Origin of the sequence: Leclercia sp. LSNIH3, assembly GCF_002935105.1 — a bacterium.
GTDB lineage: Bacteria > Pseudomonadota > Gammaproteobacteria > Enterobacterales > Enterobacteriaceae > Enterobacter > Enterobacter adecarboxylatus.
This window is the reverse complement of the sequence record NZ_CP026387.1, coordinates 1,337,184-1,364,183: the sequence shown is the minus strand read 5'-3', so window position 1 is coordinate 1,364,183 and position 27,000 is coordinate 1,337,184. Positions and strand designations below refer to the sequence as shown.

Here is a 27,000-nt window from a genome sequence, read left to right as displayed (position 1 = left end):
TATGCATTACGCTTCGTAATAGTTATAAATTCCCGCCGCCATCACTAACGATGATGCCACTTCATACGCTTTTGCGCGCCCGACCAGCAGCTCGATAATCTTCAGCGCAAAATCAATCGAGGTACCCGGCCCCTGGCTGGTTAACAGGTTTACGCGCGGATCCCAGACCATACGCTTATCCACCCACTGCTCTTCGGGTATTTTATCCTTCAGCGTCGGGAAGCCGGTCATATTGCCAATCGGGAAGATATTGTGCGGCACCAGCACCGTGGCCGCAGCTGCGCAGATGGCGGCGACGATGCGCCCGGAATGGTGGAACTGCCTGACCGTCTCAACCAGCAGCGGGCTGTCGCGGAAACATTCCGCGCCTTTAATACCACCCGGCAGCACGATGACGTCGTAATCACCGTCGGCGACCTCTACCAGTGGGGCATCAGCCACAAGCTTGACCCCACGCGAGCAGGTGATGATCAGATTGCCATCGCTGGCGACGCTCGCGGTCGTGACCTTAATCCCGGCGCGAACCAGCAGGTCGATAGTGGTGACCGCTTCGGTCTCTTCGCTACCAGGGGCGAGGCATACCAGTGCCGACGCGCTCATACTCACTCTCCTTACGTTTAACCTGTTCATACAGACGGATATTTTCCGGCACGCTGATACCGTGCGCGCGGGCGCGTTTTAACAGGTAACCGGTAATGTAGTCAATTTCGGTATGACGTAACCCACGGATATCTTGCAACATCGAAGAGATGTTCTGGGCGGTACTCTCGATGACCTGTTCAACGTAATAGCGAATATCATCAACCGAGGTGTGAATGCCCTCGCGCTCCACGACGGCTGCGACCTCAGCGCATAAGGTTGCTACTTCCTGCGGGTGATTTTTAAGCTCACCATTCGGGCAATCCAGCAGGGCGGTCAGGGGATTAATCACGCAGTTCACCGCCAGCTTGCGCCACATCTGCGGGCGAATGTTATTGTGCCAGGCGACATCCGGTAGCACCTGCTGGAAGCGATCCGCCAGATAACTGTAATCTCCCTCCTGCGCTCTGGCTGGGCCGATGTGGGTCATCCCGCTGGCGACATGAACAATCACGTTGCCGTCGCGGCGGGCCGCATGGGTGGTGATGGCCATTAACAGCGGCTGGGGAACGCTTTTCAGCTCTTCAATGGTCCCCATCCCGTTATGGAGCAACATAATCGGGGAAGTAGGGGGAAGCGTGGACGCCAGTGAGCGTACAGCATCAGAGACCTGCCAGGCTTTCAGGGTGACCAGTAACAGCTCGCTTTGCGCCAGGAAATCAGGGTCGTTGGCGATAAGAGATTCGTTAAAGATACTCCCGTCTTCTTCAATCAGGTTTACACTGCAATAGGGTTGTGGCACGCGCATCCAGCCCTGGACTTCATGTCCCTGTTTGCAAAGCGCGGCGAGCCAGAGTTGTCCCAGTGCCCCGCATCCGAGCACGGTAATTTTCATTGTTCCTCCTCACCTGCAACTGGCCAGGTGTTACAACATGTAGTATAGCGTCGACAACTAAGCTTCTGTTGAGTTATGCCTCGTTGCGGGTATTATGCAACGCAACAAAAGTGAAGGGAGAAGAAAAGATGCCATCTTTCGATATTGTTTCTGAAGTTGATATCCAGGAAGTACGTAACGGCGTGGACAACGCCAGCCGCGAAGTTGAGTCACGCTTCGATTTTCGTGGCGTTGAGGCCAGTTTTGAGCTGAACGACGCGAATAAGACCATTAAGGTACTGAGCGAGTCGGATTTCCAGGTCACACAGTTGCTGGACATTCTGCGCGCCAAGCTGTTGAAGCGCGGCATTGAAGGGACCTCCCTCGACGTGCCGGAAACCTTCGTTCACAGCGGTAAAACCTGGTTTGTTGAAGCCAAACTGAAACAGGGCATTGAGAGCGCGACGCAGAAAAAGATCGTTAAGCTCATCAAAGACAGCAAGCTGAAGGTACAGGCGCAAATCCAGGGCGAAGAGATTCGTGTTACCGGCAAATCCCGCGACGATCTGCAGGGTGTGATGGCGCTGGTGCGTGGCGGCGATCTGGGTCAACCTTTCCAGTTTAAAAACTTCCGCGATTAATCATGTCGGATAAATAAAAAAGAGCCGTGCAAAACGGCTCTTTTTTTTAATTTGCGCTCATCATCTTTAAGCGATCAAAAATACATTAGCCTGTTTGTTATTTGCGTCCAGATTTAAATTAAGCCGCTGATGTCTCTGTCTTTTTAGAGGGTATGAGGGGGTCGTTAAATACCGTAATGGTATGAATATGCACGGTATTTAATAAAGCCCCTAAGAAGGGGCTCAAGAAAAAATTAGCACGCCGGCGATTCGCGCAGCGCCTGCTCGACTTCAAAACGGTTAGTCACTTTGCTGTCAATTTTGACGTAAGCACTGCGTTCGTCCGGGACAATCAATACTTCACTTACCCCTTTCGTTGTTTGCAGGCGCGCTTTTAATACGTCATTAATCTCGACATCTTCTGGAATTTCTACCCGCAAGCTGCTGACGTAGCGCGGTTCTTTCATGGTACTGGCAACCAGGAGCCAGACCATCGCTAATAACGCCCCCGCCAGGAAAACAGTTTGGGAGTCGAATAAACCGTCCACCCAGCCGCCGAGCGCGCCGCCGATCGCCACACCGAGAAACTGGCTGGTGGAGTAAATGCCCATCGCAGTGCCTTTGTATCCCGCCGGGGACTCTTTACTGATCAGCGACGGCAGCAGGGCTTCCATCAGGTTGAACGCCAGGAAGAAAAGCTGTACACCGGCGATCAGCTCCCAGAAATGCGGGCCAGACCCCCACAGCACAATTTCGGCAATCAGCAGTAACGCCACGCAACCCACGAAGACGCGTTTCATCTTGCGCTTCACTTCGGCATAAATAATAAAAGGCACCACAGAAACAAAGGAGATCAGCATGGTCACCAGATAAATTTTCCAGTGCTCAGCAGCAGGAAAGCCCGATGCGGCAAGCTGCCCGGGCAGGGCGACAAAGGTCGACATCAGCAAAATGTGCAGACACATAATGCCGAAGTTCAGTTTTAACAGGCGCGGCTCAACGAGAACTTTGCTGAAGCAGCCTTTTACCATCCCGGATTCACGGTTCAGAACGTGATGTTTACTGTCGGGTACGACCCATAGCGTGAGCGCGATTCCGATGGTCGCCAGCACGGCAATCATCCAGAACAGGGCGTGCAGGCCGAGCGAATGGGTAATGATCGGGCCAAGCACCATGGCGATAGCAAAGGTTACGCCAAAGCTGACGCCGATAAACGCCATCGCTTTGGTACGGTTCTGTTCGCGAGTGAGATCTGACAGCAAAGCCATGACGGCGGCGGCAATTGCACCCGAACCCTGTAGGGCACGGCCAAGAATAATTCCCCAGATGGAGTGGGAGAGGGCGGCGATAACACTGCCAAGGACAAAGATCAGCAGCCCGCCGACAATCAGGGGCTTGCGGCCTACACGGTCCGAAAGCAGGCCAAACGGAATCTGAAAGATCGCCTGCGCTAAGCCATAAATACCAATTGCAAGGCCAATCAGCGCCTCGCTGGCTCCTTGCAGCGCCATACCGTACGTGGTCAGAACAGGCAGGACCATAAACATGCCAAGCATCCGCAGCGAGAAAACAGTCCCTAAGCCCCAGGTGGCGCGTAACTCACCTGGCGTCATTTTATAATCGTTCATTACCACCTCAATTCAAAAGCAGGCCATAGTGTAGTGCGGGGAAGGGGCGGGGTAAACAAGGGGTTATTTAACAAATGCTACAGACTTAATTAATAGATTTGGGGAATAAAAAAGGGTGCCGAAGCACCCCTTTATTTACCGGTGTGAATTACCACACGTAAGTCAGCAGGCTTTGTGAGTCCGGCACCATAAAGTCGACGGACATCATTACGCTCAGCGCGGTAATGGCGATGATGGAGAAGCCGAACAGCTTGCGCGCCCAGACTTTGTCATCTTCGACTTTATAACCGCGTAGCGCCATTCCCAACCACCAGACGCTCACTGCGGCCGCCACGACCAGATATTTATATCCGGCATAGCCGCCCAGGGAGAGCATCAGCGTAGCAATGGCAAAGGCAATGATGTACAGCGTGATATGGTTCTTCGCCACTGAAATGCCTTTCACCACCGGCAGAACCGGAATGTTCGCTGCCTGATAATCCTTAAAGCGGAAAATCGCAATGGCGTAGGAGTGCGGCATCTGCCACAGGCTAAAGATAGCCAGCAGGATGAACGCACCACTGTCGAACTCGTTGGTGACAGCACAGTAGCCAATCACCGGCGGCGCAGCGCCGGAGAGAGAACCAATCAGCGTACCGTAGACGGAGTGACGTTTCATATACAGGCTGTAGACGCCTACATACACCACGAAACCCATCACCCCCAGCCAGCAGGCCAGAGGGTTAGCGCCGAACCACAGCAGCATAAAGCCAGCAATACCCAGCAAGGTGGCGTACACCAGCGAGACGGCAGGAGACATCAGGCCTTTTACCAGCACCCGATTTTTAGTCCTTTCCATCTTCCTGTCGATATCCATGTCGATGTAGTTATTAAATACACAACCGGACGCGACAACCAGTGACACCCCAACCAGCGTGTAGATAAAGAGGGTGTAGTCGATGCTGCCTTTCGAGGCCAGCAGGAACCCTCCGATCACCGAGATCAGGTTGCCAAAGATGATGCCAGGTTTTGTGACTTGCAGGTATTGCTTAAACATACTCGCCGCTCTTAGTGAACCATCATGTTGTAGTTGAGGTTCCACATGATCCAGATGGAGCCGACTACCAGGATTGCGATGATAATCACGGTAAAGATGAATGCCGTCATGTTCCAGCCTTCATCAGATTTGGTGTTCATGTGCAGGAAGCAAACCAGATGCACCAGAATCTGCACTACCGCGGTAACCAGGACGGTGCCCAGGATTGCCGCGTGAGAAGCAGTACCGCTCATCACCATCCAGAACGGGATCACCGTCAGGATGATCGACAGGATAAAACCTGTCATGTAGGTTTTTACGCTACCGTGGGAAGCGCCATGATCGTTTGAATGACTCATTACATCGCCCCCATCAGATACACAACAGAGAACACACAGATCCACACCACATCCAGGAAGTGCCAGAACAGGCTCAGGCACATGATACGGGTGCGGTTAGTGCTGGTCAGGCCGCGACGGGATACCTGGAACATCAGTACCGCCATCCAGATCAGACCGGAGGTCACGTGCAGACCGTGGGTACCAACCAGCGCGAAGAACGCTGACAGGAAACCACTGCGATCCGGGCCGAAGCCTTCAGCAATCAGGTGATGGAATTCATAGATTTCCATCCCGATAAAGCCAGCACCAAACAGCCAGGTCAACGCCAGCCAGGAGACAACCTGGCTTTTGTTGTTCTTATACATGGCAATTGCGGCCATGCCGTAGGTGATGGAGCTGAATAACAGCAGTGCGGTTTCAACCAGAACGAACGGCAGCTCGAAAATGTCCTTACCGGTCGGGCCGCCCGCTGTGCCGTTCACCAGAACGGCATAGGTTGCGAACAGACAGCAGAACAGAATGCAGTCGCTCATCAGGTAGATCCAGAAACCGAAGACTTTCATCGGCCCTGTATCATGGTGCCCGTGTTCATGCGCATGGGCAGTCGCGTGGGTTAAAGTATCAGTTGCCATTTTTCAGCCCCGCTTTAGCAATCTCGTCGAAATGCTGTTTTTCCAGGATTTCAACTTCACGGACTGGTACGTAGTAGTCCACGTCCTCATCAAAGCTCTTCACAATCCAGCTGATCACGATGCCAGCAAAGCCGACAATCGCAAGCCACCAGATGTGCCAGATCATGGCGAAACCAAATACCGTAGCGAAGGCGGCGATAACCATACCCGCAGCGCTGTTTTTCGGCATGTGGATCTCTTCGTAATGCGCTGGCTGTTTGTACGCTTCGCCTTTCTCTTTCATTTCCCAGAATGCGTCACGCTCATGAATGTGCGGCACAACGGCAAAGTTATAGAACGGCGGTGGAGAAGAGGTTGCCCACTCCAGCGTACGGCCACCCCATGGGTCACCGGTCAGGTCACGGTTCTGCTCACGGTCACGAATAGAGACGTAGAACATAATCAGCTGAGACGCGATACCACAGGCAATCAGCGCTGCACCGACAGCTGCAACAACCAGCATTGGGTGGAACTGCGGATCGATCTGCTGGCTCAGACGACGGGTCATACCCATGAAGCCCAGCACGTACAGCGGCATAAATGCTACGAAGAAGCCGATGATCCAGAACCAGAACGCGCGTTTACCCCATTTTTCATTCAGCGTGAAGCCGAACGCTTTTGGCCACCAGTAGGTTACGCCAGCGAAGCAGCCGAAGACGACGCCGCCGATGATAACGTTATGGAAGTGCGCAATCAGGAACAGGCTGTTGTGCAGAACGAAGTCAGCACCCGGTACGGCCAGCAGTACACCGGTCATCCCACCAACGGAGAAGGTGACGATGAAGCCGATAGTCCACAGCATTGCTGAGTGGAACTGGATACGGCCCTGGTACATGGTGAACAGCCAGTTGAAGATCTTAACCCCGGTTGGGATCGCGATAATCATGGTGGTAATACCGAAGAAGGCGTTTACGTTCGCGCCCGCACCCATGGTGAAGAAGTGGTGCAGCCAAACGATGAACGACAGAACGGTAATACATACGGTTGCCCACACCAGCGAGGTGTAACCAAACAGACGCTTACGTGAGAAGGTCGCTGCGATTTCGGAGAAAACACCGAAGACCGGCAGAACCAGGATATACACTTCAGGGTGACCCCATGCCCAAATCAGGTTGATGTACATCATCATGTTGCCGCCCATATCATTGGTAAAGAAATGGGTGCCCAGATAGCGATCCAGGGTCAGCAGCGCGACGGTAACAGTCAGAATTGGGAAGGAAGCGATAATCAGGATGTTGGCGCACAGAGATGCCCAGGTAAATACTGGCATCTTGAACATCGTCATACCTGGTGCACGCATCTTCAGGATGGTCACGAAGAAGTTAATACCGGTCAGGGTAGTACCGACACCGGAGAGCTGCAGCGCCCAAATCCAGTAATCAACACCTACGCCTGGACTGTATTCAATCCCTGACAGCGGCGGATAAGCCAGCCAACCGGTCTGCGCGAACTCACCTACGCCCAGAGAAAGGTTAACCAGAATCACACCGACAACCGTGAACCAGAAGCTCAGGTTGTTCAGGAACGGGAACGCAACGTCGCGCGCGCCGATTTGCAGCGGCACAACCACGTTCATCAGACCGATAACCAGCGGCATGGCCACGAAGAAGATCATAATCACGCCGTGCGCGGTAAAGATCTGGTCGTAGTGGTGCGGTGGCAGGAAGCCTGCTTCACCCGCAGACGCAAGAGCCTGCTGGCTACGCATCATGATTGCATCGGCAAAGCCACGAATTAACATGACGATACCGACGACGCAGTACATGATACCGAGTTTTTTGTGGTCAACCGAAGTCAGCCACTCATTCCACAAGTAGCTCCACTTACCGAAGTAAGTGATCAAGCCCAGTAAGGCTGCGCCACCGATGACAATGGCAGCAATCGTAACCATGATAATCGGCTCATGGTACGGCACTGCATCCAGTGTTAATTTTCCGAACATTTTCTTCCTCGGCCCCTTAGTGAGAGGTTTCCGCGTGGCTCATGTCCATGCCTTCCATCCCTTCGTGCTTGCTATGCTCGCCTTCAGGTTGGGTCAGGTCCATGCTCTTGCCGTGGTCCATAAATTTGCCAATAACGTCTTTGAACAAATTCGGTTTCACGTTAGAGAAGTACTCCACCTTGTTGTATTCGCTAGGTGTTGCCACTTTGTCGAACGTAGCCATGTCAGACATGGTGTTCGGAGACTGTTTCGCTTTAGCAACCCACTGGTCGAAAGCGGCACGGTCCGGCGTGGCAATGGCTTTGAACTTCATACCAGAGAAGCCCGGGCCACTGTAGCTGGCGGAGATACCATCATAGGTGCCTGCTTCATTCGCGATCAGGTGCAGGTTGGTCTGCATACCGGCCATCGCGTAAATCTGGCTACCCAGACGCGGAATAAAGAAGGAGTTCATCACGGAGTTAGACGTTACTTTGAACTGCACCGGGACATTCGCCGGGAAGGCGATTTCATTCACGGTAGCAATGCCCTGTTCCGGGTAGATGAAGAACCATTTCCAGTCCATGGAGACGACTTCGATCGTAATCGGTTTCTCATCGTGAACCAGCGGTTTTGCAGGTTCGAGCGCGTGAGTGGTTTTCCAGGTGAGTACGGCAAGGAACAGGATGATCAGAATTGGCACCGTCCAGACCACAGCTTCCACTTTATTGGAGTGTGACCAGTTAGGGCTATACTTCGCATCTTTGTTGCTCGCACGATACTTCCAGGCGAAACCAACAGCCATCAAGATGGCGGGAATCACGACGATCATCATCAGGCCGAAAGCCGTCAGAATGAGCGAACGTTGCTCCAGTCCAATCTGTCCTTTGGGGTCTAGCAGCGCAGAATCACAGCCACTGAGTAAAACAGTGCCTGCAAATAACGACAACCATCCCAAACATTTATTGTATTTCCTAAGTGTCATTTAACGACCTCAATTCCACGGGGACCTGGTGGCGTTTAAAGTGTGCGGGCATTTTACGGGAAGGTTACATTACTGTAAACATCATTAGACCTGTGTCAGGAACGTGTTACCGGGTTCTGCCAGGGAAGTCACAGTTGTTACAAATTATAGCGGTTTTCCAGACGCAAGCACCGTCAGCCGGGCTTTATAACGAAACAGACTCTGCGGGAGGGGTAAAAAGGGCAATTGGTATAACCATTGCTAAAAACATACAAATAATTAACAAATAATCATCAATAAAGAGACAAATAAAAAACGTAAAATTAATGTTTCGTTTGCTGAATCGGTTAACGGAAAATATCCTTTATTCCCCGTTCCAGTAATTTCCAGAATTCTAAGAGGCACGAAACAACAAATATAATTTTGGATTGAGCAAACTTATTCGGCGTTATAATTTACCAGGGTGATTACAACAGGAAATAACATTTTGTGAGGGTTTTACGCATTTTGGGTTCCACGCATTGCCAGGTAGTCCAGAAGCGCCCCGGTCAGGATCCCGGTTACCGCCAATAGCGCGCCAATGTCCAGCAGAAGCAGGCTAAACGGCAGTGCAAGGGCGGTGGTGGCATTAACGATCGCCACGATGAGCCACAGAGCCAGGGTCAAACATCCCACCAGCAATATTCCTGACGCGAAGCGATAGGCCGCCGGGAAACGCGTCCTGACCATAAAGTGTTCTGTCTGCTGAGTATATTCCAGCGAGCGACGGCATATTAACAGCAACAGTAGCCCAGGAATGGCCGCAAAGACGGAGAAGAGATAAAACTCCGCCCAACCGTGCGCTTCCACAAACCAGCCCGCAATAGGACCGACGTAGACCCGCCCTACGGCAGAGAGCGCAGAGAGCAGGGCGAACTGGGTCGCGGAGAAGGATTTATTGCATAGCGTCATCAGCAGGGCGACGAAGGCTGCCGTTCCCATCCCGCCGCACAGGTTTTCAAAGAACACCGCCGTCGCCATGCTGAGCATATGCTTATCGGTGATGGCGAGCAGCCAGTAACCGGCATTCGACAACCCCTGCAGGATGCCGAAAATCATCAGGGCACGGAACAGGCTTAAGCGCTGCATCAGGACGCCGCCATACAGCGCGCCGATGATAGTGGCAATCAGCCCCAGCGTCTTATTCACCACGCCCACTTCCCCCGCATCGAAGCCCACGCCGCGGATCAAAAAGGTGGTCGTCAGGCTCATGGCGAACGCATCACCGAGCTTATACAACACAATCAGCAGCAGAATGAGCCAGGCATTGTTGCGGCCAAAGAAGTCGCGCAGCGGTTCGGCAACGGCCTGCTCAAGTGAGCGAGGAACGGGAATAACATCGCTTGGTTCAGGCGCGAGGAAGGTGGCAATCATGCAGGGGATCAGCAGGACGGCCATCAGCCAGTACATACCCTGCCAGCCGAGATAGCGGTCTGCCAGCCATAAGGCCAGCCCACCGGAAACCAGCATCCCCAGACGATAACCCAGAACGCTGATTGCAGCCCCGGCGCCACGCTCTTCGGCCGAGAGCACGTCGGTTTTCCAGGCATCGAAAACGATATCCTGGGACGCAGAACAAAAGGCAATCACTACCGCCAGCGCGGCCATCCAGCGAAGCTGCGACGTGGGTTCAAGGAAGCCCATCGCGGCGATCGCCAGCAGCAGCATCGCCTGAGTCATTAATAACCAGCCACGACGCCTGCCGAGGAAAGGCGGGGTGTAGCGGTCCATCATCGGCGACCACAAAAACTTAAAGACATAGGCCTGGCCGACCAGTGAGAAGAAGCCGATGGTTTTAAGATCGATATCTTCTACGGTCATCCAGGCCTGTAACGTGCCCGATGTCAGTGCAAGGGGTAAACCCGAGGCGAAACCGAGGATCAGCAGGATAGCTGATTTGGGCTGCTGGAAAATACGTAAGTATTGACTGGACATGAGCAGGCAAACTGACCCGACCGGGTGTCGGGTCAGCAGGCAGTATTAACGTGCGTTCTGCTTGATGAATTCGTGAATGCTGGTGTCCTGCGCCATATCGGCGATGGTGTCGGTCAGCACGCTGTTCACGGCATTAGCGATATTGGTGTTGGTAGCCTGGAAGGCGCCTTCAACAGAATAGCTTGCACGGTAGTTCTTGTTCATCTTGTTGCCGTTTTTGGCGGTGGCGATGATGGCGATATCGGCTTTGGTCGCAATGTTGTAGCGCACGTTGCCCTGAGAGACGTCAGCGTACAGGTTGTTAACGATGATCTGCAGATCAACTGCACCGCTTGGGCCAACCATGTAGCCGCGTGACGTCATTTGCTTCTCGAGCACTTCCTGCAGCAGGAAACGCAGATCGCGGGAGGCGGTAAGCGTCACCAGCTGGTTATCACGGGTTACTTTCGCCAGCGCCTGGTCTTTACGCTGATCCGCGCCGTTGATGCTGACAGTGACGCCCATCAGGCTTGGATCCTGCTGCGGCAGCGTGATCTTCGGAGAAACATCAATGGTAGTCGGTGGGGTTGCACAGCCGGCCAGCATAAACAGGGCGACCATCGGGAAAAGAAGTTTTTTTAACATGTTCTGGCTCTCAACGAATCGTAGACATATATAGAAAAAAATTGCCGCCATCATAACATCGCCAACGGCAAGGGGAAGTGGTCAACGCATGTAAATTCATCGCCTTGTCTGAAAACTGACCACCTGAAACGCTTTTCCGTTATCTGAGCGACAAAACGACTCTCCCCTTATATGACTTCATACGGTTGAATGAGAAAATCAGATGAAAGCTAAATTTTTGTTGTCTTCTTGTTATGCAAGCGGTAAAAGCGGCTAATATTTAAAGGGATGGGTGACATCTCAGCGTTGTCGGAGGAGTAATTTCATGATGATACGTGAACAGATTGAAGATAAGTTAAGGGCGGCCTTTGAACCTGTGTTCCTTGAAGTCGTCGACGAAAGCTATCGTCATAACGTACCGGCAGGCTCTGAGAGCCACTTCAAAGTGGTGCTGGTCAGCGATCGTTTCACTGGTGAGCGTTTTCTCAATCGTCACCGTATGATTTACGGAACCCTGACGGAAGAGCTTTCGACCACGGTCCATGCGCTGGCGTTGCACACTTACACGATCAAAGAGTGGAAAGGTCTGCAGGATACGATTTTTGCATCGCCACCGTGCCGGGGAGCCGGGACGATCGCCTAAGAAATCCAGTTTGCAACAGCGGGAGCTTTTCCAGTATGTTGCATAAAGATTACGTCAAAACGGCCTGCGGGCCGTTTTGTTTTGTCCGGGTTTAGGGCTGGTGGCGCGATTTTAAGGCCGAAAATAGCCTGAAATTGTGAAAAAAGCCGCAGCAACATGCGCCAACCGTTCTCGACTCACTAAAGTGATGCCGCTATAATGCCGCGTCTTAATATGAATGTCTTCGGGATGATTCTGGCGACAGGGAATGTGAATCTGCTAAGAGAGCATCCCGGTATTGCGAGGCAAATTCAGAGTTGACCGAGCACTGTGATTTTTTTGAGGTATAAAGATGCAAGTTTCAGTTGAAACCACTCAAGGCCTTGGCCGCCGTGTAACGATTACAATCGCTGCTGACAGCATCGAAAACGCTGTAAAAAGCGAGCTGGTCAACGTAGCAAAGAAAGTCCGTATTGACGGCTTCCGCAAGGGCAAAGTACCGATGAATGTTGTTGCTCAGCGTTATGGCGCTTCTGTTCGCCAGGACGTGCTGGGTGACCTGATGAGCCGCAACTTCGTTGACGCGATCATCAAAGAAAAAATCAACCCAGCCGGTTCCCCGACCTATGTTCCGGGCGAATACAAAATGGGCGAAGACTTCACCTACGCAGTAGAGTTCGAAGTTTACCCGGAAGTTGAGCTGAAAGGTCTGGACGCGATCGAAGTTGAAAAACCAATCGTTGAAGTCACTGAAGCCGACGTTGACGGCATGCTGGACACCCTGCGTAAGCAGCAGGCGACCTGGAAAGACAAAGACGGCGCTGCTGATGCAGAAGACCGCGTCACCATCGACTTCTCCGGCTCTGTAGACGGCGAAGAGTTCGAAGGCGGCAAAGCGTCTGACTTCGTACTGGCAATGGGCCAGGGTCGTATGATCCCAGGCTTCGAAGACGGTATCAAAGGCCACAGCGCAGGTGAAGAGTTCACTATCGACGTGACCTTCCCGGAAGAGTACCACGCTGAAAACCTGAAAGGTAAAGCCGCGAAGTTCGCGATTACCCTGAAGAAAGTTGAAGACCGCGAACTGCCAGAACTGACTGCAGATTTCATCAAACGTTTCGGCGTTGAAGATGGTTCTGTTGAAGGCCTGCGTGCAGAAGTGCGTAAAAACATGGAACGCGAGCTGAAAGGCGCTGTGCGTAACCGCGTTAAGTCTCAGGCGATCGAAGGTCTGGTTAAAGCTAACGAAATCGAGATCCCATCTGCTCTGATCGACAGCGAAATCGACGTTCTGCGTCGCCAGGCTGCACAGCGTTTCGGTGGCAATGAGAAGCAAGCTCTGGAACTGCCTCGTGAGCTGTTCGAAGAGCAGGCTAAACGCCGCGTTGTTGTTGGCCTGCTGCTGGGCGAAGTCATTCGTACCCACGAGCTGAAAGCTGACGAAGAGCGTGTTAAAGGTCTGATCGAAGAGATGGCTTCTGCCTATGAAGATCCATCAGAAGTGGTTGCTTTCTACGGCAGCAACAAAGAGCTGATGGAAAACATGCGCAACGTTGCACTGGAAGAGCAGGCTGTTGAAGCCGTTCTGGCCAAAGCAAAAGTGTCTGAAAAAGCCACCTCTTTCAACGAACTGATGAACCAACAGGCTTAATCCTGCCTGCTTCGTTTAAAGTTTGAGCAAAAAACCCGTTGCCTTCCGGCGGCGGGTTTTTTTTATCACACTTATAAAACACGAAGCGTGATAAAACGCCTTTTCAGTGTTAGCGTTAAAACAAAAGATTGTTATGCTTGAATTAGGGCTGAGCCGTCCCCATTAGTGGGAAAGGTAGTATTAAAGAGACTGGCTGATAATCCGTCCACAAGGTTACAATCAGTACAGCAGGTATTTTCATTTTTTTATCCAGGAGACGGAAATGTCATACAGTGGCGAACGAGATAACTTTGCACCCCATATGGCGCTGGTGCCAATGGTTATTGAACAAACCTCTCGAGGTGAACGTTCTTTTGATATCTACTCCCGTCTGCTTAAAGAACGCGTTATCTTCATGACCGGCCAGGTGGAAGACCACATGGCGAACCTGATCGTAGCGCAGATGCTGTTTCTGGAAGCGGAAAACCCGGAAAAAGACATTTACCTGTACATCAACTCCCCAGGCGGCGTGATCACTGCCGGGATGTCCATTTACGATACCATGCAGTTCATCAAGCCTGATGTGAGCACCATTTGTATGGGCCAGGCGGCATCGATGGGCGCATTCCTGCTGACTGCAGGGGCAAAAGGCAAGCGCTTCTGCCTGCCGAATTCGCGCGTAATGATTCACCAGCCGCTGGGCGGGTACCAGGGCCAGGCGACAGATATTGAAATTCATGCCCGTGAAATCCTGAAAGTTAAAGGGCGCATGAATGAACTTATGGCTCATCATACGGGTCAATCATTAGAGCAGATCGAGCGCGATACCGAGCGCGATCGCTTCCTGTCCGCACCAGAGGCAGTAGAGTACGGCTTAGTCGACTCCATTTTGACCCACCGTAATTGATGCCCACGGCGCGGGTGTGCCGCTATACTATGGTAGGGCGGCACCTTGCTTACGAGCAGCCTGCGTCTGAGAATGGCATTTGCGTCGTCATGTGCGGCACAAAGAACTTAAAAAGAGGTTTTGACTCATGACAGATAAACGCAAAGATGGATCGGGCAAACTGCTTTATTGCTCTTTTTGCGGCAAAAGCCAGCATGAAGTGCGCAAACTGATTGCCGGGCCATCCGTGTATATCTGCGACGAATGTGTCGACTTATGTAACGACATCATCCGCGAAGAGATTAAAGAAGTCGCACCACACCGTGAGCGCAGCGCGTTACCTACACCGCATGAGATCCGTCATCATCTTGATGATTATGTCATCGGCCAGGAACAGGCTAAAAAAGTGCTGGCAGTGGCGGTGTACAACCACTACAAACGTCTGCGTAACGGGGATAACAGCAACGGCGTTGAGCTGGGCAAAAGTAACATTTTGCTGATCGGTCCAACCGGTTCCGGTAAAACCCTGCTGGCAGAGACCCTGGCACGTCTGCTGGATGTTCCGTTTACCATGGCGGATGCCACCACCCTGACCGAAGCCGGTTATGTGGGTGAAGATGTGGAAAACATCATCCAGAAACTGCTGCAGAAGTGCGATTACGATGTACAGAAAGCCCAGCGCGGGATCGTGTATATCGATGAGATCGACAAAATCTCGCGTAAATCCGATAACCCGTCCATCACCCGTGATGTATCCGGTGAAGGCGTCCAGCAGGCTCTGCTGAAACTGATCGAAGGCACGGTTGCTGCTGTTCCGCCGCAGGGAGGCCGTAAGCATCCTCAGCAGGAGTTCCTGCAGGTTGATACGTCTAAAATCCTGTTTATCTGTGGCGGTGCATTTGCTGGCCTGGATAAAGTCATTGCTAACCGTGTTGAAACCGGCTCGGGTATTGGTTTTGGCGCAACGGTGAAGGCGAAGTCTGAAAAAGCAAAAGAGGGCGAACTGCTGACCCAGGTGGAGCCAGAAGATCTGATCAAGTTTGGTCTGATCCCTGAATTCATCGGCCGTCTGCCGGTTGTCGCCACGCTGACAGAGCTGAGTGAAGATGCGCTGATTCAGATCCTGAAAGAACCGAAAAACGCCCTTACCAAACAGTATCAGGCGTTGTTCAATCTGGAAGGCGTTGAGCTGGAGTTCCGCGACGAAGCGCTGGATGCGATCGCTAAAAAAGCGATGGCGCGTAAAACCGGTGCACGTGGTCTGCGTTCGATCGTTGAAGCAGCCCTGCTCGATACCATGTACGATCTTCCTTCAATGGAAGAAGTTGAGAAAGTGGTTATCGACGAGTCCGTCATCGCCGGCCAAAGCAAGCCGCTGCTGATTTACGGTACCCCGGAAGCCCAGCAGGCCTCTGGCGAATAATTCACCAGGGCATACAAGCAGTTAATCAAAAAGGGGGGATTTTATCCCCCCTTTTATTTTTCCGTAAACATGGCGTTGAATGTGTGGGAATCATCCCCATATACTGGATTACATGTTTATGGTTGCATGAAGCACAGTCCTGCAACCTGATTACCTGGCGGACACTAAACTAAGAGAGAGCTCTATGAATCCTGAGCGTTCTGAACGCATTGAAATCCCCGTATTGCCGTTGCGCGATGTGGTGGTTTATCCGCACATGGTCATACCCTTATTTGTAGGGCGGGAAAAATCTATCCGTTGCCTTGAAGCCGCCATGGATCATGATAAAAAAATCATGCTGGTTGCGCAGAAAGAAGCATCAACGGATGAGCCGGGTGTAAACGATCTGTTCACCGTCGGAACCGTGGCCTCTATTTTACAAATGCTGAAGTTGCCTGATGGCACCGTGAAGGTGCTGGTCGAGGGGCTGCAGCGTGCGCGTATTACCACGCTATCTGATGATGGCGAACACTTCGCAGCAAAAGCCGAATACCTGGACTCGCCTCAGCTTGATGAGCGTGAGCAGGAGGTGCTGGTACGCACCGCCATCAGTCAGTTTGAAGGCTATATCAAGCTGAACAAAAAAATTCCACCAGAAGTGCTGACGTCGCTGAACAGCATCGACGATCCTGCACGTCTGGCTGACACCATCGCTGCGCACATGCCGCTGAAGCTGGCTGACAAACAGTCCGTGCTGGAGATGTCCGACGTTAACGAGCGTCTGGAATATCTGATGGCGATGATGGAATCTGAAATCGATCTGCTGCAGGTTGAGAAACGCATTCGCAACCGCGTTAAAAAGCAGATGGAGAAATCTCAGCGCGAGTACTATCTGAATGAGCAGATGAAGGCCATTCAGAAAGAACTGGGTGAGATGGATGACGCACCTGACGAAAACGAAGCGCTGAAGCGTAAAATCGACGCGGCGAAAATGCCGAAAGAGGCAAAAGAGAAGGCCGAAGCAGAACTGCAGAAGCTGAAAATGATGTCTCCAATGTCAGCGGAAGCCACGGTTGTTCGCGGCTATATCGAGTGGATGGTTCAGGTTCCTTGGAACGCCCGCAGCAAGGTCAAAAAAGACCTGCGCCAAGCGCAGGAGATCCTGGATACCGACCACTACGGTCTGGAGCGCGTCAAAGACCGCATCCTTGAGTATCTCGCGGTTCAAAGCCGTGTTAACAAGCTCAAAGGCCCAATTCTGTGTCTGGTAGGGCCGCCAGGGGTGGGTAAAACCTCTCTGGGTCAGTCTATTGCTAAAGCGACCGGACGTAAGTACATCCGTATGGCGCTGGGCGGCGTGCGTGACGAAGCGGAAATCCGCGGTCACCGTCGGACCTATATCGGTTCGATGCCAGGCAAACTTATCCAGAAAATGGCAAAAGTAGGGGTTAAAAACCCGCTGTTCCTGCTGGATGAGATCGACAAAATGTCTTCCGACATGCGCGGCGATCCGGCTTCAGCCCTGCTTGAAGTGCTGGATCCAGAGCAGAACGTGGCGTTCAGCGATCACTACCTGGAAGTGGACTACGACCTCAGCGATGTGATGTTCGTGGCGACCTCCAACTCCATGAACATCCCGGCACCGCTGCTGGATCGTATGGAAGTGATCCGTCTTTCTGGCTACACCGAAGACGAAAAACTGAACATTGCCCGTCGTCACTTGCTGTCGAAGCAAATTGAACGTAACGCACTGAAAGAAAGCGAATTGACCGTTGAAGACAGCGCGATCATCGGCATCATTCGCTATTACACCCGTGAAGCGGGCGTGCGTAGCCTGGAGCGTGAAATCTCCAAGCTGTGTCGTAAGGCGGTGAAACAGCTGCTGCTCGATAAGAGCCTGAAGCACATCGTTATTAACGGCGACAACCTGCACGAATACCTTGGTGTTCAGCGTTACGACTATGGTCGTGCTGACAGCGAGAACCGTGTAGGCCAGGTAACGGGTCTGGCGTGGACGGAAGTGGGCGGCGATCTGCTGACCATTGAAACCGCCTGCGTACCGGGTAAAGGCAAGCTGACCTACACCGGCTCGCTGGGTGAAGTCATGCAGGAGTCCATTCAGGCTGCGCTGACCGTGGTGCGTGCGCGTGCGGAAAAACTGGGTATCAACACGGATTTCTACGAAAAACGCGACATCCACGTTCACGTGCCGGAAGGGGCAACCCCGAAAGATGGCCCAAGCGCGGGTATCGCGATGTGTACTGCGTTGGTTTCCTGCCTGACCGGCAACCCGGTGCGTGCCGACGTGGCGATGACCGGTGAAATCACCCTGCGTGGCCAGGTTCTGCCAATTGGCGGTTTGAAAGAAAAACTGCTGGCAGCCCACCGTGGTGGCATTAAAACGGTCCTCATCCCGTATGAGAACAAGCGCGATCTGGAAGAAATCCCGGATAACGTTATCGCCGATCTGGAAATCCATCCGGTGAAACGCATTGAGGAAGTTCTGACCCTTGCACTGCAGAATGAGCCTTCCGGTATGCAGGTTGTAACCGCAAAATAGTGACCTCGCGCAAAGAGCGTCAATAAAAACAAGGCTGGTAAGCTAATTCGGGCTTGCCAGCCTTTTTTTGTATAGCTAATTTAGATTGCTGATTAGGCCAACCATCAACAACGGGTGTTGTAAGGTCATGGCAGGCCTGATATAACTGCTGCGCGGTCGCGTTTTGAAGGACTCAGGCGCGATATAAATTATAAAGAGAGGAAGAGAAGAGTGAATAAATCTCAACTGATTGACAAAATTGCTGCGGGTGCTGACATCTCCAAAGCTGCGGCTGGACGTGCGTTAGATGCTTTGATTGCTTCTGTTACCGAATCTCTGCAGGCTGGGGACGACGTGGCGCTGGTAGGTTTTGGTACTTTTGCTGTTAAAGAGCGTGCTGCCCGTACTGGCCGCAACCCTCAGACCGGCAAAGAGATCACCATCGCTGCTGCTAAAGTTCCGGGCTTCCGCGCCGGCAAAGCGCTGAAAGACGCAGTAAACTGATCGCTTTCTTACGTCAGGGAAGTTGAAAAGTACAAGGGCGCATCATTTGATGTGCCTTTTTTGTTTGTCCAGACCTGATTTATGTGAGTTTATGCGAGTTGTGGGCTGACAATCGCCCCGGTTTCTTGTCACAATACGTCTTTACGCGCTGCGGTCAGGATTTCCGCCAGCGTCAGGTCACCAGTCACCTACAGCGGAGTGTGGTTACACCATGATGGACAGCTTACGCACGGCTGCTAACAGTCTCGTGCTCAAGATTATTTTTGGTATCATTATCGTGTCGTTCATTTTGACCGGCGTGAGCGGATACCTGATTGGCGGTAGTGCAAACTACGCCGCAAAAGTGAACGACCAGGAAATCAGCCGTGGGCAGTTTGAGAATGCTTTTGCGGGTGAACGTAACCGCATGCAGCAACAGCTGGGCGATCAGTTCTCTGAACTGGCGGCGAATGAAGGGTACATGAAAAACCTGCGCCAGCAGACGCTGAACCGTCTCATCGACGAAGCACTGCTGGATCAGTATGCCCGTGAAATCGGTCTGAGCATCAGCGACGATCAGGTTAAGAAAGCCATTTTCTCCACCCCGGCTTTCCAGAATAACGGCAAATTCGATAACACCCGCTATAACGCTATCGTGAACCAGATGGGGATGACGCCGGATCAATATGCTCAGGCGCTGCGTAACCAGCTGACCACTCAGCAACTGATCAACGCCGTAGTGGGCACCGACTTCATGCTGAAAGGCGAAGCGGATGAACTGGCGACGCTGGTTTCTCAGCAGCGCGTGGTGCGGGAAGCTACCTTCGACGTCAACGCTCTTGCGGCTAAACAGCAGGCAAGCGACGAAGAAGTGAAAAGCTACTACGAGCAGAACAAGAACAACTTCACTTCTCTGGAGCAGTTCCGCGTAAGCTACATCAAGCTGGATGCGGCTGCGATGCAGGAAAACGCTACCGATGCGGAGATCCAGACTTACTACGATCAGCATCAGGACCAGTTCACTCAGCCACAGCGTAACCGTTACAGCGTCATTCAGACCAAAACTGAAGCCGATGCCAAAGCGGCCCTGGACGAGCTGAACAAAGGCACCGACTTCGCGACGGTCGCGAAAGAGAAATCCACCGATATCATCTCTGCGAAAAACGGTGGTGACATGGGCTGGCTGGAAGAGGGCACCACCCCGGACGAGCTGAAAAACGCGGGTCTGAAAGAGAAAGGTCAACTTTCTGGTGTGATCAAATCCTCCGTCGGTTTCCTGGTGGTGCGTCTGGATGACATCACCCCTGCGACTACCAAACCGCTGGCTGACGTCCGTGATGATATCGCGGCGAAAGTGAAGCAAGAGAAAGCGCTGGATGGCTTCTATGCGTTGCAGCAGAAAGTGAGCGACGCGGCCAGCAATGACAACGAATCGCTGGCGGGCGCTGAGCAGGCTGCAGGTGCGAAAGCGGTAACCACCGGTTGGTTCAGTCATGACAACCTGCCGGAAGAGCTGAACTTCAAGCCGGTTGCGGATGCGATCTTTGGTGGCGGTCTGGTGGGCGAAAACGGTACCCCGGGCAGCAACTCTGACATCATCACCGTCGATGGCGATCGCGCCTTTGTTCTGCGCGTGAGCGATCACAAGCCAGAAGCGATCAAGCCACTGGACGAAGTGAAAGATCAGATTACTGCGCTGGTGAAACATAACAAAGCCGTGCAACAGGCCAAGCTGGACGCTGAAAAGCTGCTGGCTGAGCTGAAAGCCGGTAAAGGTGACGAGGCGCTGAAAGCGGCTGGCCTGAGCTTTGGCGAGGCGAAGACGCTGAGCCGTACCGGTCAGGATCCGATCAGCCAGGCGGCGTTTGGTCTGAGCCTGCCGGCAAAAGACAAGCCGAGCTTCGGTATCGCCAACGACATGCAGGGCAACGTAGTGGTTCTGGCGCTGGACGAAGTGAAAGCGGGCACCATGCCGGAAGCGCAGAAGAAAGCGATGGTTCAGGGTATCACCCAGAACAACGCGCAAATCACCTTCGAAGCCCTGATGAGCAACCTGCGTAAAGACGCCAAAATCAAGCTGGGCGATATTATGACCCAGCAGTAATTACGTCGCTGCTCGCAAATCTGAGCAACGTAATGCAACAACTAAAGGCCGCTTTCGCGGCCTTTTCCATTTCTGCAATCTGCTGTTTGTCCCGGTGAAGCGGCCCGTTTATGGTGAGTGGGCTGTCAACAAACAAGGAGAAAACAGCATGAAACATGGAATTAAAGCCCTTTTTATTACGCTTGCCCTTGCTTCTGCCGGGATGAGTCATAGCGTGCTGGCGGCGACACCAGCCGCCAAAACACAGGCTGTGCAGGGCAAATCCGATGCGCAACCCCTCGCCGCCTCACCCCAGCCGTCGAAAGCGGCGGAAACGGAGAAAGAGCGGATCAGCATTAATTCCGCTCCGGCGGAGGAGCTGGCACGGGTGATGAACGGTGTGGGGCTGAAGAAAGCCCAGGCGATTGTCAGTTACCGGGAAGAGTACGGCCCGTTTAAAACGCTTGATGACCTGAAACAGGTGCCTGGAATGGGCGCGGCGCTGGTGGAGCGTAATCTTGCTAATCTGACGCTGTAATAACTTGCACAGTGGCTAAAATTTGCCAGGATAAAGAGGTCATACCAGTTATGACCTCTGAATCTTATAAATAATAACTCTGAAGGCTATTGCGCTATGCAGACCCAAATAAAAGTACGCGGTTATCACCTTGATGTTTATCAACACGTTAATAACGCTCGTTATCTCGAGTTTCTCGAAGAGGCGCGCTGGGAAGGGCTGGAAAACAGCGACAGCTTTCAATGGATGACCGAGCGTCGTATCGCCTTTGTGGTGGCGAATATCAACATTAACTATCGTCGCCCCGCGGTACTCAGCGACCTGCTCACCATCACCAGTCAGCTTCAGCAGTTGAACGGTAAAAGCGGGGTGCTAAGTCAGGTGGTGACGCTGGAGCCGGAAGGACAGGTGGTGGCAGATGCGTTAATTACCTTTGTCTGCATCGATCTGAAAACGCAGAAAGCGTTGCCGCTGGAAGGGGAACTCCGTGAGAAGCTGGAGCTGTTAATCAAATAACCCCGCTGTGCATGCCGGGCGAAGCGGATCCTTCACCCGGCAGACTGGCCCGCTTAGCTAAGACCGGTTTTCTTTTTCAGGGCCGCCATCACCCCGGCTTTATCGGCAAGATAGTGATTCAGGCCGTTAGCGCGCAGATTACAGGCGGCGCAATGGCCGCAGCCATCACCCTGAATGCCGTTATAGCAGGTCAGCGTTTCGTTACGCACCAGATCCAGTTTGCCCCAGTAGTCAGCCAGCGCCCAGGTTTCGGCTTTATCGAGCCACATTAGCGGCGTTTCGAAGCGGATATCTTTAGCCATGCCAAGATTTACGGCATGGTTTAGGGCTTTCACGAACTCGTCGCGGCAGTCCGGGTAGCCGGAGAAGTCGGTTTCACACACGCCGGTAATAACAGCCTCGGCTTTCACCTGGTAGGCATAGATGGCGGTCAGGGTCAGGAAAAGAATATTACGTCCCGGCACAAAGGTATTCGGGATCCCCTCGGCATCCGGTTCGTAGTCCGGCACCGGAATACTGTCGCGGGTGAGGCTGCTCACCGCCAGTTCGTTGAGCAGGGTGACGTCCAGAACCTTATGCGCCCGTGCGCCGAGTTTCACAGCCAGTTTCTGCGCGACCTCAATCTCTTCGCTATGGCGCTGACCATAGTCAAAAGTCACACAATGGACTTCATCATATTGCTGCAGAGCCTGAGCCAGACAGGTGGTAGAGTCCTGGCCTCCACTGAACACGACAACGGCACGTTTCATTAGTCTTCCCAACTTTGACGATTAAAGACCTATGTTAACGTCTGCCCGTGGCGGCGACCAGCTTCTTCACGCTTTCGGGGCTGGCAGCCAGGCCTCGGTAAAATCAAACCAGCCACGCGGATTCAGACGGATGCCATTTACCCCCGGCGGGGCACTGATTTGATATTGATAGTTGAACAGCGGCGTCAGGACAGCGCGTTCCATCAACCGGGTGAATACCTCTTTCAATGCCAGATGGCGCGCTGCCGCGTCGGGCAGAACCTGAACTGCATCCAGGGTCGCCATCAGGTGCGCAAATTGCGGGGCACTGAGCAGATGCGGCCAAAGGGTATCGCAGCGTAACCACTGCTCCAGGGTGTATTCCGGCGCTTCGCCAATCAGCCTGTCGCCCATCATGATATCGGCATCAGCCAGAGCCGCGCAGCCATCCCAGGTTTTCGCGTCGTGAAAAATCACTGTCAGCTGACACCCTTCCTGCGCCAGGTAGCGTTTAAGCTGCTCTGCCATGGTGTGGAGTTCTACCGGCAGGTGGTAAACCAACGTAAGGAATTGTGGCAGAACAGTGTTCTCCTCCTGCGCCCACTGTGGAATGGACCACCCCGGCAGTAACGCCTGGGTCGGGGTGATGAGATCCTCGTCCAACGGCAGCGTATGCAGAAGGGCGGTGTGATGAATAATGTCGATCACCTTGCGGGCCTGCGCCTCGCTTAACCGGCCGCTCTGTTTCAGGGTGAGATAGCAAAAGCCGAGGCTGATACTGTTGCTGACCAGCCGCAGACGGGCAAGTTCCTCCGGCTCGCCAATGGCGATTTGTACTGGATGACGGCAGCTGGTGCCTAAATCCTGGTCAAAAAGCTGGGGTGTGATCCAGTATTCAATCGCTTTCAGAAGCGGATGCCCCAGATGGTACTGCTCGTGGCTTTCCAGCCGGACCAGATCCGCGTCGAAGATCGCCAGCCGAAACGGCCCGCTCCCCGTCAGGGGGTGTTCAGGGTGAGCAATACGACTGCAATAGCTTGCCAAACGGTGTGCCAGCCAGTAATCCGGCTGATGCAGCACAAAGGTCAGGCACTGCGGGTGGGTCACCTCAATCAGCTTCACACTGTTAAACAGTTTGCGCAGCGCGGGCAGGGTGAGTAACTGCGTCAGTTGGCTCTGTAGCTGGGCCGCCTCGACCTTATCACCGTTATGCCAGTGAAGCGTGGAGCGAAGATAAAAATGCCAGCGTAACCCGTCAGCAGTAATCTCCCAGTGATGGGCCAGATCGCCTCCAGGCTCGCTGCTGGTGTCGTTGAACCGCGTCAGGCCGGAAAAGATCTGCCCGACCAGATGCTGCTCGGCGCGGCCGGGTAAAAAACCGGGATGAAGCGGATCGAGTGGCCGGTAATAGGGAATGCGCAGCGTCGGAGTATTGTTCTGCCACTGCCCACCCAGAAAAGGATGCAGCAGCGCGCGCAGCGCCTGGGGAGCCAACTGAGCCAGCTCCAGAGCGTTGTGCTGCTGGCCGTTTTTTAGCGCCTGCTCCATCATCGTGTTGCGCAGCGATTCGGGGGTGACATGAAAGCGCAGCTCACCGCGTTTACCCCGCCCGGATTGCGCCTGCCAGCTTAACCAGCCCGCCTCCTGGGCCTGACGCAAAAGTGTACGCACGTGCCTTTCGCTGCAAAAACAGCGGCTGGCCAGTTCGGCCACGCTCACCTGCTGCGGCGCACCGGCGGAGGGTTGCCACAGCCGCTGGTACTGATTAAGTCGATTGAGCTGGCGCATAATAAACCCGGAACAATAATTTCCATCTATTCAGTATTACTTCCGTATATATCACGCAATACTGAAGCACAAGTTAACCCCCTCACACTTTCGGAGATCCTATGGCACGGCTTGCTGCATTTGATATGGATGGCACCTTGTTAACGCCGGACCACCGTTTAGGCGACAAAACGCTAAGTGTGCTCAAGCGACTGCGTAAGCGCGACATTACGCTTACCTTCGCCACCGGTCGACATGTGCTGGAGATGCGTCACCTGATGGGTACGCTGGCCCTTGATGCCTTTTTGATCACCGGCAACGGCACGCGCATTCACTCCCTGGAGGGGGACGTGCTCTATCGTCAGGATCTCGCCCCGGATGTGGCGGAGCAGGTGCTGCATACTACCTGGGATACCCAGGCCAGCATTCATGTGTTTAACGACACCGGCTGGCTGACTGGAAAAGCGATCCCGGCGCTGCTGGAAGCGCACGTCTACAGCGGCTTCCAGTACCAGCTGACCGATCTACGCCGTATTCCGGCGCATGCGGTAACCAAAATTTGTTTTTGCGGCGACCACGACGATCTGTGCCGTCTGCGCATCCAGCTCAATGAAGCCTTAGGCAGCCGCGCGCATCTTACGTTTTCGGCAATAGATTGCCTGGAAGTGCTGCCGGTCGGGTGCAACAAAGGTTCTGCCCTGGCGGTACTGAGTGAGCATCTGGGCCTGAGTTTGCAGGAGTGTATGGCGTTTGGCGATGCGATGAACGATCGCGAGATGCTGGGCAGCGTGGGGCGCGGCCTGATCATGGGCAATGCGATGCCGCAACTGATCGCTGAGCTTTCGCATTTACCGGTTATTGGACACTGCCGTAACGAGGCCGTGTCCCATTTTTTAACCCATTGGCTGGATACACTTGATCTTCCTTATTCCCCCGAATAGTGAGACCCTTCCAGCAAGCCAGACGATAGTCTGGCTTTTTTTATTTTACCAGCCGGGCAATCTCTGCCAGCCACGGGGTCACATCGCCAATGTTGGCTTTCACCCATCCGGCGTTGTAGTAGGTGTCCAGGTAACGCTCGCCGCTGTCGCACAGAAGGGTAACGATGGAGCCGGTTTGCCCGGCCTCCCGCATCCGCGCGGCCAGCTGTAACGCGCCCCACATGTTGGTCCCGGTCGACGCCCCGACCTTACGGCCCAGCTGCGTTTCCAGCCAGTGGGCGGTGGCGACGCTGGCGGCATCCGGCACGCGGAGCATCTCGTCCACAACGTCAGGAATAAACGACGGCTCTACCCGCGGGCGGCCAATCCCTTCGATTTTGCTGCCCACCGGGCTGCGCAGGGCGGGATCGCGCTGCTGCCAGTAATCCAGGAACACCGAGTTTTGCGGATCCACCACCATCAGACGGGTATCGTACCCCTGGCAGCGAATATAGCGGCCAATGGTGGCCGAGGTCCCACCGGTTCCGGCGCTCATCACGATATGGGCGGGCACGGGATGAGGTTCATTTTGCATCTGGCGGAAAATACTGTCGGCAATGTTGTTATTGCCGCGCCAGTCCGTTGCCCGCTCCGCATACGTAAACTGATCCATATAATGACCGTTCAGCTCCCGGGCCAGCATCTCTGACGCGGCATAAATTTCACAGGCGCTTTCCACAAAGTGGCAACGGCCACCATAGAATTCGATCTGTTCGATTTTGCGTTTCGCCGTACAGGCGGGCATAACGGCGATAAAGGGCAGGCCGAGCAGGCGGGCAAAATAGGCCTCAGAAACGGCGGTGGAGCCGGAAGAGGATTCAATGATGGTGGTACCTTCATTGATCCAGCCATTACACAGTCCGTACAGGAATAGCGAACGCGCCAGCCGGTGCTTCAGGCTGCCGGTCGGGTGGGTACTTTCGTCTTTCAGATAGAGCTGAATACCGGCAAAGCCTGGCAGGGTCAGGCGAATAAGGTGTGTATCTGCCGAGCGCTGATAATCGGCATTAATTTCACTGATGGCGTTTTTAACCCAGGAGCTATTCATCACAGTTATCCGTTTGTCATTTTGTGCCCAGCATAGCGAAAAGCACAGAAAAAATTGTTGCTATCTGGCCTTTAAAATAGAATGTAAGGAGAAAAATTTTCTCTGTGGGGGTGGGTATGCTAGATAAAATTGACCGTAAGCTGCTGTCCTTACTGCAAAGCGACTGCACCCTCTCTTTGCAGGCGCTGGCGGATGCCGTTAATCTGACCACCACGCCCTGCTGGAAACGCCTTAAGCGACTCGAAGACGAAGGCATTCTGCTGGGACGCGTGGCGCTGCTGGATCCTGAAAAACTGGGGCTTGGGCTGACCGCGTTTGTTTTGATAAAAACGCAGCACCACAGCAGTGACTGGTACTGTAGGTTCGTCAGCGTGGTATCGGAGATGCCGGAAGTGCTGGGCTTCTGGCGCATGGCGGGCGAATACGACTACCTGATGCGCGTTCAGGTGGCAGACATGAAGCGCTATGATGATTTCTATAAACGGCTGGTTAACAGCGTGCCAGGTTTGTCGAATGTCACCTCCAGTTTTGCGATGGAACAGATTAAATACACCACCGCCTTACCCATTGAATAACTTCCCGGCCTCGCCGGAAAACGATCCTCAGGAA

25 protein-coding genes are annotated in these 27,000 nt (G+C 53.4%); 12 read left to right on the top strand and 13 right to left on the bottom strand.

The window, feature by feature from the left end:
- Window positions 1–6 precede the first annotated feature (6 nt).
- A complete protein-coding gene (gene yajL / locus C3F35_RS06635; RefSeq protein WP_032616821.1) occupies window positions 7–600 on the bottom strand; it encodes a protein deglycase YajL in 594 nt (197 codons plus the stop codon).
- Complete coding sequence (gene panE / locus C3F35_RS06630; RefSeq protein ID WP_059308614.1) at window positions 563–1,474, bottom strand: 2-dehydropantoate 2-reductase; 912 nt, start codon at window positions 1,472–1,474, stop codon at window positions 563–565. Before panE ends, yajL begins: the two co-directional genes overlap by 38 nt.
- A 128-nt stretch (window positions 1,475–1,602) precedes the next feature.
- On the opposite strand from panE, the gene C3F35_RS06625 reads away from it, so the two are divergent.
- On the top strand, window positions 1,603–2,094 hold the full coding sequence (locus C3F35_RS06625) for a YajQ family cyclic di-GMP-binding protein (RefSeq protein ID WP_032616823.1): 492 nt from the start codon (window positions 1,603–1,605) through the stop codon (window positions 2,092–2,094).
- 233 nt (window positions 2,095–2,327) lie between these two features.
- On the opposite strand, the gene C3F35_RS06620 is transcribed toward C3F35_RS06625, so the two are convergent.
- From C3F35_RS06620 to C3F35_RS06585, 8 genes are all read right to left on the bottom strand, one after another.
- Window positions 2,328–3,701 (bottom strand): MFS transporter, encoded by a 1,374-nt coding sequence (locus tag C3F35_RS06620; protein ID WP_032616824.1) that lies wholly within the window; start codon window positions 3,699–3,701, stop codon window positions 2,328–2,330.
- A 148-nt stretch (window positions 3,702–3,849) separates the two neighbouring features.
- Complete coding sequence (gene cyoE, locus C3F35_RS06615; protein ID WP_032616825.1) at window positions 3,850–4,737, bottom strand: heme o synthase; 888 nt, start codon at window positions 4,735–4,737, stop codon at window positions 3,850–3,852.
- A gap of 11 nt (window positions 4,738–4,748) precedes the next feature.
- Window positions 4,749–5,075 (bottom strand): cytochrome o ubiquinol oxidase subunit IV, encoded by a 327-nt coding sequence (locus tag C3F35_RS06610; RefSeq protein ID WP_032616827.1) that lies wholly within the window; start codon window positions 5,073–5,075, stop codon window positions 4,749–4,751.
- Window positions 5,075–5,689 carry a cytochrome o ubiquinol oxidase subunit III gene (locus tag C3F35_RS06605; protein ID WP_032616828.1) on the bottom strand — a complete coding sequence of 205 codons (615 nt, stop codon included), beginning with the start codon at window positions 5,687–5,689 and terminating at the stop codon, window positions 5,075–5,077. The genes C3F35_RS06610 and C3F35_RS06605 overlap by 1 nt, the downstream gene beginning before the upstream one ends.
- Window positions 5,679–7,670, bottom strand: coding sequence for a cytochrome o ubiquinol oxidase subunit I (gene cyoB / locus C3F35_RS06600; protein WP_032616829.1), 1,992 nt, complete (start codon window positions 7,668–7,670; stop codon window positions 5,679–5,681). Before cyoB ends, C3F35_RS06605 begins: the two co-directional genes overlap by 11 nt.
- Window positions 7,671–7,686: 16 nt before the next feature.
- Window positions 7,687–8,634, bottom strand: a complete 948-nt coding sequence (gene cyoA / locus C3F35_RS06595; protein WP_032616830.1) for a cytochrome o ubiquinol oxidase subunit II — start codon at window positions 8,632–8,634, stop codon at window positions 7,687–7,689.
- Between the two features lie 477 nt (window positions 8,635–9,111).
- Complete coding sequence (gene ampG / locus C3F35_RS06590) at window positions 9,112–10,587, bottom strand: muropeptide MFS transporter AmpG (protein WP_059308612.1); 1,476 nt, start codon at window positions 10,585–10,587, stop codon at window positions 9,112–9,114.
- Window positions 10,588–10,632: 45 nt separating this feature from the next.
- Window positions 10,633–11,211, bottom strand: coding sequence for a lipoprotein (locus C3F35_RS06585; RefSeq protein WP_032616832.1), 579 nt, complete (start codon window positions 11,209–11,211; stop codon window positions 10,633–10,635).
- 304 nt (window positions 11,212–11,515) lie between these two features.
- Between C3F35_RS06585 and bolA the strand changes: the two genes are divergently transcribed.
- From bolA to C3F35_RS06540, 9 genes are all read left to right on the top strand, one after another.
- Window positions 11,516–11,833, top strand: coding sequence for a transcriptional regulator BolA (gene bolA / locus C3F35_RS06580; RefSeq protein ID WP_032616833.1), 318 nt, complete (start codon window positions 11,516–11,518; stop codon window positions 11,831–11,833).
- A 331-nt stretch (window positions 11,834–12,164) separates the two neighbouring features.
- The gene (gene tig, locus C3F35_RS06575) at window positions 12,165–13,463 is read left to right on the top strand and encodes a trigger factor (protein WP_032616834.1); all 1,299 of its coding nucleotides are present in this window, start codon (window positions 12,165–12,167) and stop codon (window positions 13,461–13,463) included.
- 262 nt (window positions 13,464–13,725) lie between these two features.
- Window positions 13,726–14,349, top strand: a complete 624-nt coding sequence (gene clpP / locus C3F35_RS06570) for an ATP-dependent Clp endopeptidase proteolytic subunit ClpP (protein WP_032616835.1) — start codon at window positions 13,726–13,728, stop codon at window positions 14,347–14,349.
- A 127-nt stretch (window positions 14,350–14,476) separates the two neighbouring features.
- Window positions 14,477–15,751, top strand: a complete 1,275-nt coding sequence (gene clpX / locus C3F35_RS06565; protein ID WP_032616836.1) for an ATP-dependent protease ATP-binding subunit ClpX — start codon at window positions 14,477–14,479, stop codon at window positions 15,749–15,751.
- A 184-nt stretch (window positions 15,752–15,935) separates the two neighbouring features.
- Window positions 15,936–18,290, top strand: a complete 2,355-nt coding sequence (gene lon / locus C3F35_RS06560) for an endopeptidase La (protein ID WP_059308611.1) — start codon at window positions 15,936–15,938, stop codon at window positions 18,288–18,290.
- 210 nt (window positions 18,291–18,500) lie between these two features.
- Entirely contained in the window at window positions 18,501–18,773 is a 273-nt protein-coding gene (gene hupB / locus C3F35_RS06555; RefSeq protein ID WP_002444653.1) for a nucleoid-associated protein HU-beta, read from the top strand.
- Between the two features lie 211 nt (window positions 18,774–18,984).
- Window positions 18,985–20,856, top strand: coding sequence for a peptidylprolyl isomerase (ppiD, locus tag C3F35_RS06550; protein WP_103791832.1), 1,872 nt, complete (start codon window positions 18,985–18,987; stop codon window positions 20,854–20,856).
- A 148-nt stretch (window positions 20,857–21,004) separates the two neighbouring features.
- The gene (locus C3F35_RS06545) at window positions 21,005–21,373 is read left to right on the top strand and encodes a helix-hairpin-helix domain-containing protein (RefSeq protein ID WP_059308609.1); all 369 of its coding nucleotides are present in this window, start codon (window positions 21,005–21,007) and stop codon (window positions 21,371–21,373) included.
- A gap of 96 nt (window positions 21,374–21,469) precedes the next feature.
- Entirely contained in the window at window positions 21,470–21,868 is a 399-nt protein-coding gene (locus C3F35_RS06540) for a YbgC/FadM family acyl-CoA thioesterase (protein WP_032616841.1), read from the top strand.
- A gap of 53 nt (window positions 21,869–21,921) precedes the next feature.
- Here C3F35_RS06540 and queC read toward each other — a convergent pair whose 3' ends face one another.
- Entirely contained in the window at window positions 21,922–22,617 is a 696-nt protein-coding gene (gene queC, locus C3F35_RS06535; RefSeq protein WP_103791833.1) for a 7-cyano-7-deazaguanine synthase QueC, read from the bottom strand.
- Between the two features lie 66 nt (window positions 22,618–22,683).
- Window positions 22,684–24,384, bottom strand: coding sequence for an SgrR family transcriptional regulator (locus C3F35_RS06530; RefSeq protein ID WP_103791834.1), 1,701 nt, complete (start codon window positions 24,382–24,384; stop codon window positions 22,684–22,686).
- Between the two features lie 101 nt (window positions 24,385–24,485).
- Here C3F35_RS06530 and cof point away from each other — a divergent pair, with 101 nt between their 5' ends.
- Window positions 24,486–25,304: an HMP-PP phosphatase gene (cof, locus tag C3F35_RS06525; RefSeq protein ID WP_103791835.1), complete on the top strand. Its 819-nt coding sequence runs from the start codon at window positions 24,486–24,488 to the stop codon at window positions 25,302–25,304.
- Window positions 25,305–25,344: 40 nt separating this feature from the next.
- Here the strand turns inward: cof and C3F35_RS06520 are convergent, their stop codons facing one another.
- A complete protein-coding gene (locus C3F35_RS06520) occupies window positions 25,345–26,394 on the bottom strand; it encodes a PLP-dependent cysteine synthase family protein (RefSeq protein ID WP_220123977.1) in 1,050 nt (349 codons plus the stop codon).
- Between the two features lie 113 nt (window positions 26,395–26,507).
- Between C3F35_RS06520 and C3F35_RS06510 the strand changes: the two genes are divergently transcribed.
- A complete protein-coding gene (locus C3F35_RS06510; protein WP_032616846.1) occupies window positions 26,508–26,966 on the top strand; it encodes an Lrp/AsnC family transcriptional regulator in 459 nt (152 codons plus the stop codon).
- Window positions 26,967–27,000: the final 34 nt, after the last annotated feature.